This window comes from Deinococcus alpinitundrae, from assembly GCF_009982895.1.
GTDB classification, from domain to species: Bacteria; Deinococcota; Deinococci; order Deinococcales; family Deinococcaceae; genus Deinococcus; species Deinococcus alpinitundrae.
Genome location: NZ_WXZL01000026.1, coordinates 1 through 16,000, shown reverse-complemented (window position 1 = coordinate 16,000; position 16,000 = coordinate 1). Strand labels below are relative to the sequence as shown.

Genomic DNA, 16,000 nt, shown 5'->3' with positions numbered 1-16,000 from the left:
TCAGGGGCTGGGCCACGCGCCCGGCCCTTTTTTTGTAGGGCCGACCTGACGCTGAACTGATGGACGCGGTGCTCCCACCGCGAAAGGAGGGACTACTTGGACTTTGCAACACTCGCGCCGTTCCTGGTGGGCGTGGTCATCAGTGGGCTGGTGCTGGGCTTTGTCTACGCCATCATCGCGCTGGGCTACACCATGGTGTACGGCGTCTTGCAGCTCATCAATTTTGCCCACTCGGAGGTCTTCGTCACCGGCGCGGTGGTGGGCTTCGAGATTTTCCGGGTGCTGAACGGCGTCGAGATGAACGGCTATCTCAAGCTGCTGCTGGCCTTGATCGCCGCCATGGTGGCCTCGGGCCTGCTCAACATCCTGATCGAGAGATTGGCCTACCGCCCGCTGCGCAACGCGCCCAGGCTGGTGCCGCTGATCACCGCCATCGGCGTCTCGCTGATCTTGCAAGACTTGATTCGCATCATCGAGGGCTTTCAGGGCCGATTTGATCTGACCTACCAGTTGCCCACCGGCTTCAGCACGCCGTTTTGCGGCCCTGAGAGCAGCTGCGCGGGCGTCGGTAAGTTTTTAGGCGGTATTGGGATCAGCTTGCAGATCAAGGAAGTCATCGTGGTGCTGGTCGCGCTCGTTTCGCTGGCCGCGCTCAACTACCTGGTGAACTTCACCAAGCTGGGCCGCGCCATCCGCGCCGTGGCGCAGGACCGGGTCACGGCGGGACTGATGGGCATCGACGCCAACGGCATCATCAGCCTGACCTTCCTGATCGGCGGCGCGCTCGGCGGCATCAGCGGGGTGCTGTTCGGCCTCAAGTTCGGCACCGTCAACGCCTACTCGGGCTTCGATCCCGGCATCGTGGCCTTCACAGCAGCCGTGCTGGGCGGTATCGGTTCGATTCCCGGCGCGGTGCTGGGCGGGCTGGTGCTGGGCGTCATCCAGAACCTGATCGGCGTGACCAACATCCTGGGCGGCGCGCTCAACATCGCCAACCTGGGCGTCATCGATTCGTCGTATCAGCGCATCGGGGCCTTTTTGGTGCTGGTGCTGATCCTGATCTTCAAGCCCACCGGCCTGCTGGGCCGCAGCAATGTGGAGAAAGTATGACGGCCATCCGTCCGGGTTCACAGCCGCCCGTCGCCGCACCGGACCGCAGCGTCGCGCTGATTGTTCTGGCTGTCATCAGCAGCGCCCTGCTGCTCATCAGCCAGGAAAGCAGCTGGCTGGCGCGCCTGCCCTCGGCGCTGGCCAATTTCCTCAAGAATCCGCTGGTCGCCTCGCTGGTGCTCACCTTCTTTCTGGCCAATCTGCTGTTCGCCTACCGCTGGAAGGCCAGTCTGTGGGCCAAACTGCTGGTCGGCGGGCTGAGCCTGTTCTTGATCTTGCCATGGGCCGGGCGCGACAACACCTCGGTGCTCGACCTGGCCATCCAGATCGGCATCTTCGCCGCGCTGTCGCTTGGCCTCAACATCGTGGTGGGACTGGCGGGACTGCTCGACCTGGGCTACATCGCCTTCTTCGCGGTGGGGGCCTACACCTGGGGCATTTTCGGCAGCGGTCAGATCGGTAAGGTGCTGACCTACTTCAAGGACAACAGCGCCAACAACGGCCCGGTGGTGGCGGTGGGCGGCCTGGTCCTCCTGATCGTCACGGCGCTGAGTCTGCGGGCCATCAACCGCGTGGGGGGCAAACGCACGCCCGTCGCCAGCTGGGCGTTTCTGCTGGCGGCCCTGGGCCTGGTCATCGGGGTCACCTTGCTGGTGCGCGGCCTGGTCATGCTGGCAGCGGCCAACGCGGCGGGCCTGACGAGCGGCGTCAATCCCAATTTCTTCTGGCTGTTTCTGATTCTGGCCATCGCGGCGGCGGCGAGCGTCGGCGTGCTGATCGGTTTGCCGGTGCTCAAGCTCAAAGGCGATTACCTCGCCATCATCACGCTGGGCCTGGGCGAAGTGATCCGGGTGCTGGCCAACAACCTCAGCACCTACACCAACGGCTCGCAGGGCATCACCCCCATCGGCTCGGCCTCGGTCCCGTGGTTCAACTCGCTGGCCGGAGCCATCGGCTTTACGCCCGACCAGTACAGCCTGTTCTTTCTGTATTTCGTGGTGCTCATTATTATCGCCGTCATCATTCTGGCCAACATGCGGCTCGACCGCTCCAAGATCGGGCGGGCCTGGATCGCCATCCGCGAGGACGAGATCGCCGCTCAGGCGATGGGCGTGCCGCTGGTGCAAACCAAGCTGATCGCCTTTGCCACGGGCGCGAGCTTCGCGGGCATCATGGGCGTCATCTTTGCGGCCAAGCAGGGCTTTATCAGCCCCGAGTCTTTTATTCTCAACCAATCGATCTCGGTGCTGAGCATGGTGGTCCTGGGCGGCCTGGGCAGCATTCCCGGCGTGATTCTGGGCGCCGCCGTCGTCACCATCCTCAACATCAGTTTGCTGCCCTCGCTGGGTGAGGCCACGGCTAGCCTCAACCTGCCGCCGCAGGTCAATCCGGCGCAACTCCAGCGCCTGGTGTTCGGCGGGATTCTGGTGGCCATGATGCTGTTTCGGCCCGAGGGTTTACTCCCCAGCGTGCGGCAGCGCCGGATGATGCACGAGGACGACGATCCGAGCGGCAACATGACGCCGCAGGACTCGCTCGCGGGCGAACTCAAGCCCGAAAATGCCGCCGAGGTCTACTCGCCGGGCGTGGCGACACGCGCCGACAACGAGCGCGGCGGAGGTACCCAGTGACCGCCATCAGCAACCGGGCATCGGCAAGGCCCGCTCCCAGTTCCACCATCCTCAGCATCAAGGGCCTGACCAAGATCTTCGGCGGTCTGACGGCCGTTAACAGCGTCGATCTGGAGATTCCGCGCCAGAGCATCGTCAGCGTGATCGGCCCCAACGGCGCAGGCAAAACCACCTTCTTCAACATGATCACCGGCATCTACGAGCCGAGCAGCGGCAGCGTGGACCTCGACGGCGTGAGCCTGCTGGGGCTGCGGCCCGATCAGGTCACCTCGGCAGGCATCGCCCGCACCTTCCAGAACATCCGGCTGTTCGCCTCGATGGACAGCCAGGAAAACGTGATGGTGGGCCGCCACTCTCGCCTCAAAGCCGGATACATTGACTCGCTGCTGCGCACCAAGCGGTTTCACGAATCGGAAAAGGAAGCCGAGGACGTCGCCAACCTGATGCTGGAATTCGTGGGCCTGTCCCGCTTCCGGCACGAACTGGCCACCAATCTGCCCTACGGCGACCAGCGCAAGCTCGAAATCGCCCGCGCCCTGGCCACCAGTCCCAAGCTGGTGCTGCTCGACGAACCGGCGGCGGGGATGAACCCCCGCGAGACGGAAGAACTCAAGAGCCTGATCCGGCGCATCCGCGACGATCTGGGCGTCACCGTCTGCCTCATCGAGCACGACATGCGGCTGGTTATGACGCTCAGCGAGTACATCACCGTGCTGGACTACGGCTCCAAGATCGCCGAGGGCCTGCCGCACGAGGTCCGCAACAATCCCAAGGTGATGGAAGCTTACCTGGGACGCGGCGCGGCGGCGGGCGAGTACGGCAAGGAAGAACAACTCAAGGGAGGCGCGAATGCTTGAACTCCGGGGCGTTCACACCTATTACGGCCATATTCACGCCCTCAAGGGCATCGACGCGGTGGTGCCCGACGGCGAGATCGTGGCTCTCATCGGCGGCAACGGCGCGGGCAAGACCACCACGCTCAGAACCATCAGCGGCATGCTGCGGCCCAAGCAGGGCAGCGTGGTCATGCAGGGCAAGGACATCTCCGGCATTCCCGCCCACCAGATTTTGCAGATGGGCATGAGCCACGTCCCGGAAGGACGGCGGATCTTCCCGCAACTGACCGTGCGCGAGAATCTGGAAATCGGCGCGCACACCGTCACTGACCGCAAAGTCGTCGAGGAGCGCATTCAGGAAGGGTTTACCTACTTCCCGCGCCTCAAGGAACGCGAGAACCAGCTGGGCGGCACCATGTCCGGCGGCGAACAGCAGATGCTGGCGATTGCCCGCGCCCTGATGGTCAATCCCAAACTGCTGCTGCTCGACGAGCCGAGCATGGGTCTGTCTCCCCTGTTCGTGGAAGCGATTTTCGACATCATCGTAGAGCTGAACGCCAAGCGCGGCACCACCATCTTGCTGGTTGAGCAAAATGCCCAGATGGCGCTGAGCGTCGCCAAGACCGCCTACGTGCTGCAAACTGGCGAGGTCAAGTTGTCGGGCAACGCATCCGACATCGCCGAGGACGAGAGCGTACGCAAGGCGTACCTGGGCGAGGACTGAGCGGCCCTGCGCCTACGGCCAACCCCGCTGCCAACCCTGCCGGACCGCGTGACGCACACCAGCAGTTATACTGGGCGGATACCCACTACTTTTTTTTCTGGAGGATTCATGAACCGAAACAAGACCAACGCTGTATTCAAGCCCCTGCTTCTCACCGCACTGCTGGCCGCCTCGGCGGGCCTCTCGGCGCAGGCCGCCACGCTGGTGTTCGGCAACAACGGCGAACCGGTCAGCCTGGAGTCCGGCAACATCACCGACGGCATCTCCATTCTGGTGCAGCACCAGATCTACGACACGCTGGTGCACTTCAAGGACGGCACCACCACCACCATTCCCGGCCTGGCGACCTCCTGGAAGGCCAACGCCGACGCCACCTCATGGACCTTCAACCTGCGTAAGGGCGTCAAGTTTCAAGACGGGACTCCCTTCAACGCCGACGCGGTGGTGTTCAACTGGCAGCGCTTCTTCGATCCCAAGAACCAGTACGGCTACCGCGACCAGGGCCGCACCTACGAGATCGTGGGGCAACTCCTCGGCGGCTTCAAGGGCGAGAAGGGAGCCGTCATCAAGGACATCGTCAAGGTGAACGACTCCACTGTGCGCTTCGATCTGAACATGCCCAGCTCGGTGCTGCCGGACGTGGTGGGAGCCGGGTACTTCGGGATCGCCTCGCCCACGGCCATCAGGAAGGATGGGGCCAAGTACGGCACGCCCAACAGCACCCCGGTGGGCACTGGACCCTTCAGCTTCGTGTCGTGGAAGACCGGCGACCGCGTGACCCTGAAAGCCAACACCGCCTACTGGGGCACCAAGCCCAAGGTCGATACCCTGGTCATCCGCTCGATTAAGGACGCCTCGCAGCGCCTCAACGAACTCAAGGCCGGAACCATCGACTTCACGGCGGACCTCTCGCCCGACAGCCTCAAGGACGTGACCGGCGACAAGACGCTGGCCGCCGTGCGCAAGCCCAGCTTCAACGTGGGCTTCCTGAGCCTCAACAACAACAACCAGTACCTCAAGAACGACAAGGTGCGTCAGGCGATCAGCATGGCCATCAACAAGAAGGCCATCGTGGACGCCTTCTGGAACGGCCTGGGCGTGTCGAGCACCAGCTTCTTGCCGCCGGTGCTGAGTTGGGCCAACTCCAAGACCGTGCCCGCCGACTACAAGTATGACCCCGCCGCCGCCAAGAAGATGCTGACCGACGCCGGGTACGCCAACGGCATCAGCCTGGATCTGTGGTACATGCCGGTGAGCCGTCCGTACTTCCCCAACCCCAAGCCGATTGCCGAGGCGATGGCCGCTGATCTCTCGGCCATCGGGATCAAGGTCAACCTCAAGACCGAAGACTGGGCTAAGTACCTCGAGGACCGCAACAAGGAACCCGGCTTCGACATGTACATGATCGGCTGGACCGGCGACTACGGCGATCCCGACAACTTCTACGCCGCCTACTACGGCCCCAACGCCGCCGACGACATCAACTTCAAGTCGCCGGAACTTAACACCCTGCTCGACCAGGGCCGCGCTGCCGTGGGTCAGGCGGCCAAGGCCAAGATCTACTCGCAGATTCAGGACATCACCTACAAGGCCAACTACCGCCTGCCGATCGTGCACAGCCAGCCGCTGGCGGCCCGGCGCACTTATGTGCAGGGCTGGGTGCCCAGTCCGCTGGGCAGCGAAGCCTTCAACAAAGTCTCTGTCATCGGCAAGAAGTAAGCTTTGAACTGGCAGGGCGGAAGCGCGCAAGGTGCCTCCGCCCTGTTTTCTGTGCATGACCCGCACAGCGTCATCGGCACCCTACAAAAGAGGAGGACTCGATTTGGCCGCTTACATCTTCCGTAGACTCCTTCGCACGCTGCTGGTGATGGTCGGCATCAGTGTGGTGGTGTTCGCCTTCGTGCGCTCGATTCCCGGCGACCCGGCGGTGGCGATGCTCGGCGAGCGCGCCACCCCCGAGGCCTCGGCCCGGCTGCGCGAGCAACTCGGCCTCAACCAGCCGTGGTTCATCAATTTCAAAGACCCGGCCCACCTGTTCAACGCCCAGTACCCCAAATACGTCGGCGCGCTGCTCCAGGGTGACCTCGGCAACGGCATCAAGAGCCAGATTCCGGTGGCCAGCGAGCTCAAGAACCGCTTTCCCGCCACCGTGGAACTGGCACTCGGGGCTATTATCTTCGCGCTCCTGATCGGCCTCCCGGCGGGCATCATCGCGGCTCTGCGGCGCAATACCGTCTGGGACAACCTGGCGACCACCGTCAGCTTGGTGGGGGTCAGCATGCCGGTGTTCTGGCTGGGGCTGCTGCTGTCATGGTTTTTCGCGGTGGTGTTGGGCTGGCTGCCGCCGAGTTCACGGCTGGGTATCGGCTACACCATTGTGCCGATCACCGGTCTGGACGTCCTCGACGGGCTGCTGCGCGGTCAGTTTGCCGCCGCCTGGGACGCACTGCGCCACCTGATCTTGCCGTCCATCGCGCTCGGCACCATTCCGATGGCGATCACCGCGCGGATCACCCGCAACAGTTTGCTGGAAGTATTGGGGCAAGATTACGTGCGCACCGCCCGCGCCAAGGGCCTGTCGCCCCGCAGCGTGACCCTCAAGCACGCCCTCAGAAACGCGCTGCTGCCGGTAGTGACGGTGGTGGGCCTGCAAATGGGCGCGCTGCTGGGCGGCGCCGTGCTGACCGAAACCATCTTCTCGTGGCCGGGGCTGGGGTCATGGCTCTACGACGCCATCTCGCTGCGCGATTATCCGGTCATTCAGGGCGGCGTCATCTTCGCGGCGCTGGTCGTCAGCCTAGTCAATTTGCTGGTCGATCTCAGCTACGCCTTCCTCGATCCCCGGATTCAGTACGCATGACCCCCCCAGGAGAGCCACAATGACCACCGTGACGGCTGCCCCCGCCCGCAAGAAGCCGGAAAACATCCTGTGGCGCAGATTCAGAAAAAGCACGCCCGGCAAGGTCGGGGCCATCATCGTGCTGGTGTTCGTGGCGCTGGCCCTGCTGGCTCCGCTGCTCCAACCGTACGACCCGTCCACCGACATCGATTACCGCTACCGCCTCGCGCCGCCGAGCGTCTCGGCCTTCTGGGACGCCGGGGCCAAGGAGAAGTACACCGACGCCGTGAGCAGCAAGGTGCTGTACTTCAAGCACCCCTTCGGCACCGATAACCTGGGCCGCGACATCGCCACCCGCGTTTTGCACGGAGCCAGGGTCAGCCTTCAGATCGGCATCTTCGCCACGGTGCTTGCGCTGGTGTCCGGCAGTCTGCTGGGCATTCTGGCCGGGTTCTACGGCGGCTGGATCGACACGGCACTCGGCTACGTCAGCGACGTGATGCTGGCGTTTCCCAGCATTCTACTGGCCATCGGCATCGTCAGCATCTCCAATCGCCCCGGCCTGACTACCGCCATGATCGCCGTGAGCGTGGTGCAGATTCCGATTTACCTGCGCCTGGCGCGCAGTGTGGTGCTGAGCGTGCGCGAGCGAGAGTTCGTGCAGGCCGCCAGCGCACTGGGAGCCGGGCAGGGCCGCACCATCTTCAAGCATGTGCTGCCCAACAGCCTTACGCCGCTGATCGTGCAGGGAGCGCTCAGCATCGCCACCGCCACCATTGAAGCCGCCGCGCTGGGCTTCATCGGGCTGGGCGCGCAGCCGCCGACGCCGGAATGGGGCACCATGCTGGCCGACAGCCGCGAGTACTACACCCAGGCTCCCTGGACCATGATCTTTCCGGGTTTGGCGATCCTGATGACGGTGCTGGGCTTCAATCTGTTCGGTGACGGCCTGAGAGACGTCCTCGACCCCAGAAGCACCCAGTAATTCTTCCAAACAGAGGCCGCGCCACTTTCCATCTGGGGCGCGGCCTCTGTTTGCCATGCCTACATGGGCTTCATGGGTTTCATCGGCTTCATCGGTTTCATCTCGCTCTGGCCGGTGCTGTCGTCCACTTCTTCGAGGGCGATGGTTTGGGCGGTGTTCAGATCAGGTTTCTGAGATAAGGATTGAAGCTGGCTCCCCTTGACCTGGTAAAACACTGAGTCGTCCTCGGTTTTGATCTCTATCACTGCACCGCCGTCCACTTGAAAGACGGTTGGCTGAGCTTTCCACTTCCCGGTGCTGAAGCTGCTGCTCTGGTGCTGACCTTCGACGTTGAGGCGAATGGTCGTCTGATCGCCGTCGTTTTTCAGCACGATGGTCTGTCCGCCGCTGAGCTTGCCCTGGTATGCCATACGGCCACGCTAGCGCTGGGGCAGCGCGGGTTTGATGCGGCCCGCCTTCAGAAGAGTTCAGATCGGAGAGGAAAGCACGCCATTAACCCTAGAAGCTGAGCTGCACCAGCAATCGCTCCAGGGCGGCGGGAACGTCCAGGCCACGCTTCATCGCCAGATCGGCGCTCAGGATGTGATTCAGGTGTGCCCGGATCTGGCGCTCGCTGAGCTGGCGGGCCACTTCCAGGGCTTTCTTGGCCGGGTAGGGCTTGACGCCCAGGCGCTGGGCCGCCTCGGTCTCGGAGACGCGCCCGCCTTGCAGCAGGGCCACGCTGCGGGCCACCAGGCTGTATTGCCAGATCACCGCACCCATCAGCTTGAAGGGATCTTCCCCACTGGCGAGAAGCTGCCGGAGCTGCTTGAGCGCCTCGGCGGTGCGGCCCGCTGTGGCCGCGCCGAGCATGGCGAACGAATCGCCCGGCGGCTCGCGGCCCACCACCCGCCGCAGCGTCTCTCGCCCCAGCGGTTCGTCCACGAACACCAGTTTGTTGAGTTCGGCGCTGAGGCCCGCCAGGTCGGCCCCGAACACCTCGGCCAGATACGTGGCAGCCTCGCGCTCCAACTTGAGCTTCATCTGTTTGGCGCGCGCCGAGGCCCAGGCCGCCACCTCGCCGGGTTTGGCGGGTGCAGGCACCGCCCGGTGTTCTCCGTGCTGCTCGTAGTGCTTGACCCGGGTCGCCGCGCCCAGCGGATCGAGCACCACCACCAGCGCGCCGGGCGTGGCCAGGGCCGAGAGCAGCGCCTTGTCGGGCCGCACCCCTTCCAGATCGACCAGCACCGCAGACTCGCCGAAGAGACTGGGGGCCAGCAGCGTGGCGAGCGTCTGCGGCGTCACGTCGTCGCCGCCGACACGTGGCAGGTCGCGCAGGTGCAGACCGCGCCCGGCCAACACTTCACGGGCAGCCTCCTCGACCAGAAACCGGTTACCGGAAAACGCCAGAATCATGCTTGGGTATTGCGGACCGCTCGCTCACTCGCGCGGGCACACTGCCAGGCGGCACGCAACTGGCTGGCCATCTGCCCGGCGCTCTGGGGACGGGCCGCCGGGTCGCGCTGCAAGGCGCTGTCCAGCAGCGGGTGCAGCGCCGCCGGGCCGGGCAGCGGCAGGCGGGCGCTGGGCAACCCCACCAGCCAGCCGAGCGCGTCCGGGTGCGGCGGCTCTCCGGCCAGACAATCGAACAGCAAACTGCCCACCGCGTAGAGGTCGCTGCGGGTATCGCCGCGCACGCCCCTGAACTGCTCCGGGGCCATGAACTGCGGCGTGCCCATGCGGGTTCCGGCGTGCAGATCGTCCGGCAGGCTGCGGTCATAGGCCATGCCGAAATCAGTCACGCGTACGCTCTCGGCGCGGGCTTGGCCGCCGAGCAGCATCACGTTTTCCGGCTTGAGGTCGTGGTGGGTCACGCCCTGGCCGTGAAAGGCGCAGGCGGCTGCCAGCACACCCAGTGTCACGCTGACCGCCTCGGCAGCACTCAGGCGGCGGGTGTCGAGCAGTTCACGCAGGCTGCACCCCTGCACGAAGGGAAAGACCAGTTGCTCCTGGGTATGGGTCAGCAGCGGCACGAGGGACGGATGCGACAAGCGGCGCACCACCCGGCCCTCGTGGTGAAAGCGCAACCGGAATTCGGCGTCGCCGCTGACCAGCACTTTGACGAACACGTCCTGGCCTCGCCAGCGCCCACGCTCCAGGCGCACGCCGCCGCGCGCCGAGAGCAGGGCGCAGTCGGAGAGCGTGATGGGCCGGGCGCTGGGTGGCCGGATGGGTGAACTGGTCATCTGTCAGAGTATAAAGACGAAAGCTTCACAGACCTGTCACTTCATCACCTTCCTCGATCAGAATGTGGGACAAGACAAATTTCGGTGGCAAGGTGGGCCGCGTCACGCCCCGGGCCGAGCACCGCGCTAGCCTTGACGCCATGCAACGTCCCCGCCGCCTGCGCCGCACCCCCGCCCTGCGCGCCCTGACCCGCGAAATCCGGTTGTCCGCCGAACAGCTCATCTTGCCGTTGTTCGTCCACGAGGGCGTGGGCGATCAGGTCATCGGCACCATGCCGGGCGTGCTGCGCCACGACCTGCCGGGCGTGCTGGCCAAGGTGCAGGAAGCGCAGGCGCTTGGCATCGGCAGCGTCATTCTGTTCGGCATCCCCGACCACAAGGATCCGGACGGCTCACAGGCCTACGCCGGGGACGGCATTGTGCAAAAAGCCATTACAGAAATTAAAGCCAGGTTTCCCACATTCACGGTGATCGCCGATACCTGCTTGTGCGAGTACACCAATCACGGGCACTGCGGGCCGCTGATTGCCGACGGCACGGGCGGCTGGACGGTGGACAACGACGCCGCGCTGCCGCTGCTGGCCCAGACCGCCGTGTCGCAGGCCCGCGCCGGAGCCGATATCGTCGCGCCCAGCGCCATGATGGACGGGCAGGTGGGGGCAATTCGCGCCGCGCTCGACGACGCCGGGTTTGGGCATGTGCCGGTGATGGCCTACGCCGTCAAGTACGCCAGCGGGTACTACGGCCCCTTCCGCGAGGCGGCGGGCAGCACGCCCAGCGTGGGCGACCGCGCCAGCTACCAGATGGACCCGGCGGGCGGCTACCGCGAAGCGCTACGTGAGGCGCGGCTCGACGTGGCCGAAGGAGCCGATTACCTGATGGTCAAGCCCGCCCTGGCCTACCTCGACGTGATACGGGTGGTCAAGGACGCGTTCGAGTTGCCGATGGTGGCCTACAACGTCAGCGGCGAGTACGCGATGCTCAAGGCGGCGGCACTCGCCGGGATGCTCGACGAGAAGCGCACGGTGCTCGAAACCCTGGTCGCCTTTCGCCGCGCCGGGGCCGACGCGATCATGACCTATCACGCGCTCGACGCGGCCCGCTGGCTGCAAGAGGAAAAATAACTGGGGCATCACTTTGCTGGAAACTGGCCCACGGATCCGTCAGGGCCGCAGCAGCACCAACACGCACAGCGCCAGCAGCAAGGTCGGTAGGGTCACGGCCCAGGCCAGGCGCACATACTCGCTCCAGGTCACCTGCCATTTGCGCGCCGAGAGCAGGCTCAGCCACAGCAGCGTCGCCAGGCTGCCCAGCGGCGTCAGCTTGGAGCCGACATTGACGGCCACGATGTTGGCGTAGACCGCCAGCGCCTCGGCAGACGGTGGGAGCCGGGCCTGCTCGATGCCCAGCGCTCCGATCAGCAGGGCCGGAAGGTTGTTGGCCAGGGCCGACGCCAGCGCCATCAACCCGCCGAGGCCGTAAGCCAGCGCCCAAGCGCCTTGGCCCCAGAGCGCCGCGAACATGCTGCCCGCCGCGCTGGTCACTCCGGCATTCTTCAGGCCGTAGACCACCAGATACATTCCCAGCGAAAAAATCACCACCAACCAGGGGGCTTCCCGCAGTACCGCTCCCGCCGGACGCCGCCGCAACCAGGCGGTGAGGAGCAGCGCCGCCGCCGCAATCAGGGCGGGCAGACTTTCAGGAATCCCCCAGCGTGGCGCGAGGAAAAAGCTGAGCAGCAGCGCAGCCAGCAGCCCCGCGCCCACCCCGCACACCAGCACGTCGTTGAGGGCCGACTCGGGAGCAGGCAAGTCCTCCACCGCATAGCGGGCGGGCAGCGCCCTGCGAAAGCGCCACCACAACGCCGCCAGGCCTACCAGGACTGCCGCCAGATCGACCGGCCCCATCACGGCGGCGTAGTCGGCGAACTTCAGGTCGAATTGATCGGCGCTGATGATGTTGGTGAGGTTGGAGGTGATCAGCGGCAGGCTCGCCGCGTCCACGATAAAGCCGGTGGCAAACAGCAGGACCAGCCCGGCGGGACGCTCCAGATTGAGCAGCTCGCACAGTTCCAGCGCAATTGGCGTCAGAATCAGCACCGCGCCGTCATTGGCCAGCAGCGCCGCCAGCACCGCCCCAAACAGGATCAGCAACACGAACAGCCGACCCGTCCGGCCCCCTGCCCACCGCGCCAGATGCAGCGCCACAAAACGGAAGAGGCCCGCCTCACTCAGCAGCAGACTGAGAATAATCAGGGCGATCAAGGTAAATGTGGCGTTCCAGGTGGCCTGCCACACCACCCACACGTCATGCCCACGCACCAGCCCCAGCAGCAGCGCCGCCGCCGCGCCCAGTCCGGCCCCCAGCGCGATGTTGAGCTTGAACGGGCGGACGATCACCAGAAACAGAGTGAGGGCGAACACGGCGAGGGCGGCGAGCAGGGTCACCGGGTCAGTGTAAGCGGCAAGCAGGAAATTCCGGACCTCCAGATCAGCCGCCCACCTCACCCATCCGCCAGTGCAGCCGCCCACCGTCAACCCAGACCTGCAGTTGCCGGTACTTGCCGAGGTAGAGCAGGCCGACGGTCAAAGCGGCCAGCCCCGACACGGCCCCCACAGCCAGCGACCAGCGCGGCCCGAAGGTGTCGGCCACCCAGCCCAGCAGCGGCGCGCCGATCGGCATGGCCCCCAGCGCCACCGCCAGCCGCAGCGCCATGACCCGCCCACGCATGGCGGGTTCGGTGCTGAGCTGCATGATGGTGTTGGACGAGTTCATGAACGTCTGCGCCGAGATGCCCACGACGACCAGCGTCAGCCCGAACAGCCAGAGGCCCGGCATCACGGCGGCCAGCGCCAGGCCAACGCCCAGCACCGCCGCGCCGCCGATCAGCACCCCGAACGGCACCGTGTCACGCCGGGCCGCCAGCAGCGCGCCCGCCACCGCGCCCACCGCCATCACCGAGTTGAGCAGGCCGTACTCGCCCGCCCCGGCGTGAAACACGCTGACCGACATGGTGGAGATAAAAATCGGAAAGTTGATGGCGAAGGTGCCGACAAAAAACAGCATCAGCAAGATGGCTTTCAGGTCAGGACGCTGCCGAACATAGGTAAATCCTTCCAGCAGACTGCCGTGCTTGCGGCTCGACTGGTCTTCACGGCGCAGCTCACCGACACGCAGCAAGTTCAGCGAGACGATCACGGCCACGAACGAGACGGCATTGATCAGAAACACCCAGCCGGTCCCCACCGCGCCGATCAGCACCCCCGCCACGGCTGGCCCCACCATCCGGGCGGCGTTGAAGGACGTGGAGTTGAGGCCCACCGCGTTGGGCAAGTCGGCCTCGCTGACCAGATTCGACACGAACGTCTGGCGCACCGGGGCGTCAAAGGCCGTGACAATGCCCAGCAGCGCCGCGAAGCCGTAGACCTGCCACAACTGCACATGGCCCAGCACCGTCAGCACGCCCAGTCCCAGCGCCAGAATGCCCTGGCCCACCTGTGTGGCGATCAGCAGTTTGCGGCGGTCCAAACTGTCGGCGGCCAGCCCAGTGAGCGGCAGCAAGAGCAGTTGCGGGCCGAATTGCAGGGCGGTGACGATGCCGAGCGCAGTGGCGTTGTGATCGGTGAGCTGGGTCAGGACCAGCCAGTCCTGGGCCGTGCGCTGCATCCAGGTGCCGATGTTGGAGACGATGGCCCCACCCGCCCAGACGCGGTAATTGTAGACCCGCAGCGAGCGGAAGGTGCTGCTCATGCTGCCGGGGTGGGGCCCAGATCGGCGAGGCGGCCCAGCAGTCCGGCGGCGCGGGCGAGGTCAGCTTGTTCCTGGGGCGTGAACTGGGTCTGAAGCGCCCGTGCCAGCCAGTCTTCTCGCCGTGCCCGGCTGAGGCCGAGCCGGGTCTGGAACGCCTCGCTGAGGGTCCAGAGGGTCTGCCGCCCATCGGTAGGATCGGCGCGGCCGCTTAGGCAGCCGAGGGCTTCCAGACTGGCGACGGTGGCCCCCATCGACTGCGGGCGCACGCCCTCGGCGCGGGCCAGGGCAGTCACGGTCAGCGCTGAGCCGCGCTCCAGGTGGGTCAGCACCGCCACCTGAGACGGCGTGAAGTCGCCGAGGTGAGATTCCTGGCGCAGCCGCCGCCGCAGCCGTCCGACCACCACCCGCAGTTCGGCGGCCAGCGTGGGCAGGGAGACGGGGGGAGCGGCTTGATCTGTCATGACTAGAGTCTAGTCTTTACGAAGTTAGACTTTGTAGTTTTCCTTGGCATCGCCTGGGCCTCTAGCATTCCCTGGTCCTTTGCCTGGCCCCGACGTTTAGACTCTTGCCCATGCGCGTCGTTCTCAAGCTCGGCACCTCGGTGCTCACCGGCGGCTCGGACCGCCTGCACCGCCCACGCATGGTGGACCTGATGCGGCAGATGGCTGCCTTACAGAGGGCGGGCCATCAGGTCGTTCTGGTCACCTCGGCGGCGGTGCTGGCGGGCTGGGAAGCGCTGGGGTTTCCGCCGCGCACCCGCACCGTGGCCGAGAAACAACTGCTGGCCGCCGTCGGGCAGGGCGTCTTGATGCAGACCTACGGTTCACTGGCCGAGATCTACGGCGTGAAGGTGGCCCAGGTACTGCTCACGGCGGGCGATTTCCGCGACCGCACCCGCTACCTCAACGCCCGCACCACCTTGGACGGCTGCCTGACGCGCCACATTCTGCCGATCATCAACGAGAACGACGCGGTGGCAACCTCGCAGCTCAAGGTGGGTGACAACGACACCCTGTCGGCCTTCGTCGCCAATCTGGTCGAGGCCGATTTGCTGGTGATTCTGACCGACGCGCCGGGCCTGTATACCGCCGACCCGCGTACCCATCCGGAAGCTGTGCTGATTCCGCTGGTCGAGCGCATCGACGCGGGCATCTGGGAGAAGGCAGGCGGGGCCGGATCGCACCGGGGCACCGGCGGGATGCACACCAAGATTCAGGCTGCCGAGATCGCCACCCGAGCCGGAACACCCGTCATCGTGGCTCCCGGCGACGCCGAGAACGCGCTGCTGCGGGCGGTGGCGGGTGAGGCCATCGGCACCCGCTTTGCGCAGCACGGCTCACGGCTCGAAGCCCGCAAACGCTGGATTCTGGCCGAGATCGCCAGCGGTCAAATCGAACTCGACGAGGGCGCAGCCAGAGCGCTGCGCGAGCGCGGCAGCAGCTTGCTGGCCGTCGGCGTGCGCGCGGTGGTCGGCGAATTCGAGCGCGGCCACACCGTGCGCCTGCTCGCGCCCGGCGGCGAGGAGATCGCGCGCGGCCTGACCCGCTACCGCTCCGGTGAGTTGCGGCGCGTGGCGGGCCTGCGAAGCGGCGCCATCGAGGCGGCCCTGGGCTTCAGCGACGGCCCGGAAGTGGTGCACCGGGACGATCTGGTACTCTTGTAAAAGCAACCGTCTGTGATTAGCGGTTCCCTGGGTGTCCGGCTGGAAGCCGGACACTCTTCCCGTTCCGATGGGAGCTATGGGCTCGAGGGTGACAGAGAAAGATCTTTTCGAGATCATCCGTCGCCAGTCCGAGCAGATTATTGATCTCGGCTGAAGTTCACGATGGGAGGTAGCTGTGCAGGAGGCGATCAGGGAGGCGCACATATCGGACGCGCTGCCACCCGACCTTCAGGCGTG

Annotated in this window: 15 protein-coding genes; 9 read left to right on the top strand and 6 right to left on the bottom strand. The window is 65.5% G+C overall.

Annotated elements, in window-relative coordinates; translation table 11 throughout:
* Nucleotides 1-96: 96 nt before the first annotated feature.
* From GUI70_RS18295 to GUI70_RS18265, 7 genes are all read left to right on the top strand, one after another.
* Nucleotides 97-1,110, top strand: a complete 1,014-nt coding sequence (locus GUI70_RS18295) for a branched-chain amino acid ABC transporter permease (protein WP_161883757.1) — start codon at nt 97-99, stop codon at nt 1,108-1,110.
* Nucleotides 1,107-2,741: a branched-chain amino acid ABC transporter permease gene (locus tag GUI70_RS18290; protein WP_161883756.1), complete on the top strand. Its 1,635-nt coding sequence runs from the start codon at nt 1,107-1,109 to the stop codon at nt 2,739-2,741. The genes GUI70_RS18295 and GUI70_RS18290 overlap by 4 nt, the downstream gene beginning before the upstream one ends.
* Nucleotides 2,742-2,746: 5 nt before the next feature.
* Nucleotides 2,747-3,598, top strand: coding sequence for an ABC transporter ATP-binding protein (locus tag GUI70_RS18285; RefSeq protein ID WP_438503499.1), 852 nt, complete (start codon nt 2,747-2,749; stop codon nt 3,596-3,598).
* On the top strand, nt 3,591-4,301 hold the full coding sequence (locus GUI70_RS18280) for an ABC transporter ATP-binding protein (RefSeq protein ID WP_161883755.1): 711 nt from the start codon (nt 3,591-3,593) through the stop codon (nt 4,299-4,301). The genes GUI70_RS18285 and GUI70_RS18280 overlap by 8 nt, the downstream gene beginning before the upstream one ends.
* A gap of 108 nt (nt 4,302-4,409) precedes the next feature.
* Nucleotides 4,410-6,020: an ABC transporter substrate-binding protein gene (locus GUI70_RS18275; protein WP_161883754.1), complete on the top strand. Its 1,611-nt coding sequence runs from the start codon at nt 4,410-4,412 to the stop codon at nt 6,018-6,020.
* 103 nt (nt 6,021-6,123) lie between these two features.
* A complete protein-coding gene (locus GUI70_RS18270; protein WP_161883753.1) occupies nt 6,124-7,161 on the top strand; it encodes an ABC transporter permease in 1,038 nt (345 codons plus the stop codon).
* Between the two features lie 19 nt (nt 7,162-7,180).
* On the top strand, nt 7,181-8,125 hold the full coding sequence (locus GUI70_RS18265) for an ABC transporter permease (protein ID WP_161883752.1): 945 nt from the start codon (nt 7,181-7,183) through the stop codon (nt 8,123-8,125).
* Between the two features lie 59 nt (nt 8,126-8,184).
* On the opposite strand, the gene GUI70_RS18260 is transcribed toward GUI70_RS18265, so the two are convergent.
* From GUI70_RS18260 to GUI70_RS18250, 3 genes are all read right to left on the bottom strand, one after another.
* Nucleotides 8,185-8,535: a hypothetical protein gene (locus GUI70_RS18260; protein ID WP_161883751.1), complete on the bottom strand. Its 351-nt coding sequence runs from the start codon at nt 8,533-8,535 to the stop codon at nt 8,185-8,187.
* A gap of 88 nt (nt 8,536-8,623) precedes the next feature.
* Nucleotides 8,624-9,520, bottom strand: coding sequence for a DNA polymerase III subunit delta (gene holA, locus GUI70_RS18255; protein WP_161883750.1), 897 nt, complete (start codon nt 9,518-9,520; stop codon nt 8,624-8,626).
* Nucleotides 9,517-10,350 (bottom strand): serine/threonine-protein kinase, encoded by an 834-nt coding sequence (locus GUI70_RS18250; RefSeq protein WP_161883749.1) that lies wholly within the window; start codon nt 10,348-10,350, stop codon nt 9,517-9,519. The genes holA and GUI70_RS18250 overlap by 4 nt, the downstream gene beginning before the upstream one ends.
* Nucleotides 10,351-10,490: 140 nt before the next feature.
* On the opposite strand from GUI70_RS18250, the gene hemB reads away from it, so the two are divergent.
* Complete coding sequence (gene hemB / locus GUI70_RS18245; protein WP_161883748.1) at nt 10,491-11,474, top strand: porphobilinogen synthase; 984 nt, start codon at nt 10,491-10,493, stop codon at nt 11,472-11,474.
* Between the two features lie 39 nt (nt 11,475-11,513).
* On the opposite strand, the gene GUI70_RS18240 is transcribed toward hemB, so the two are convergent.
* From GUI70_RS18240 to GUI70_RS18230, 3 genes are read right to left on the bottom strand one after another with little or no spacing between them, the layout of a single operon-like run.
* Entirely contained in the window at nt 11,514-12,797 is a 1,284-nt protein-coding gene (locus GUI70_RS18240; protein WP_237725023.1) for an ArsB/NhaD family transporter, read from the bottom strand.
* A 43-nt stretch (nt 12,798-12,840) separates the two neighbouring features.
* Nucleotides 12,841-14,100, bottom strand: a complete 1,260-nt coding sequence (locus tag GUI70_RS18235; RefSeq protein WP_161883747.1) for an MFS transporter — start codon at nt 14,098-14,100, stop codon at nt 12,841-12,843.
* Nucleotides 14,097-14,561 (bottom strand): MarR family winged helix-turn-helix transcriptional regulator, encoded by a 465-nt coding sequence (locus GUI70_RS18230; RefSeq protein WP_161883746.1) that lies wholly within the window; start codon nt 14,559-14,561, stop codon nt 14,097-14,099. Before GUI70_RS18230 ends, GUI70_RS18235 begins: the two co-directional genes overlap by 4 nt.
* Nucleotides 14,562-14,671: 110 nt before the next feature.
* Between GUI70_RS18230 and proB the strand changes: the two genes are divergently transcribed.
* Nucleotides 14,672-15,763, top strand: coding sequence for a glutamate 5-kinase (gene proB, locus GUI70_RS18225; protein ID WP_161883745.1), 1,092 nt, complete (start codon nt 14,672-14,674; stop codon nt 15,761-15,763).
* The last annotated feature ends 237 nt before the right edge of the window (nt 15,764-16,000 follow it).

Bases quoted from the DNA above. Each gene is read 5' to 3' on its own strand.
- proB (WP_161883745.1), top strand. From the start codon at position 14,672: ATGCGCGTCGTTCTCAAGCTCGGCACCTCGGTGCTCACCGGCGGCTCG.
- GUI70_RS18250 (WP_161883749.1), bottom strand. From the start codon at position 10,350: ATGACCAGTTCACCCATCCGGCCACCCAGCGCCCGGCCCATCACGCTC.
- GUI70_RS18280 (WP_161883755.1), top strand. From the start codon at position 3,591: ATGCTTGAACTCCGGGGCGTTCACACCTATTACGGCCATATTCACGCC.
- hemB (WP_161883748.1), top strand. From the start codon at position 10,491: ATGCAACGTCCCCGCCGCCTGCGCCGCACCCCCGCCCTGCGCGCCCTG.
- GUI70_RS18235 (WP_161883747.1), bottom strand. From the start codon at position 14,100: ATGAGCAGCACCTTCCGCTCGCTGCGGGTCTACAATTACCGCGTCTGG.
- GUI70_RS18290 (WP_161883756.1), top strand. From the start codon at position 1,107: ATGACGGCCATCCGTCCGGGTTCACAGCCGCCCGTCGCCGCACCGGAC.
- GUI70_RS18230 (WP_161883746.1), bottom strand. From the start codon at position 14,561: ATGACAGATCAAGCCGCTCCCCCCGTCTCCCTGCCCACGCTGGCCGCC.
- GUI70_RS18265 (WP_161883752.1), top strand. From the start codon at position 7,181: ATGACCACCGTGACGGCTGCCCCCGCCCGCAAGAAGCCGGAAAACATC.
- GUI70_RS18260 (WP_161883751.1), bottom strand. From the start codon at position 8,535: ATGGCATACCAGGGCAAGCTCAGCGGCGGACAGACCATCGTGCTGAAA.
- GUI70_RS18275 (WP_161883754.1), top strand. From the start codon at position 4,410: ATGAACCGAAACAAGACCAACGCTGTATTCAAGCCCCTGCTTCTCACC.
- holA (WP_161883750.1), bottom strand. From the start codon at position 9,520: ATGATTCTGGCGTTTTCCGGTAACCGGTTTCTGGTCGAGGAGGCTGCC.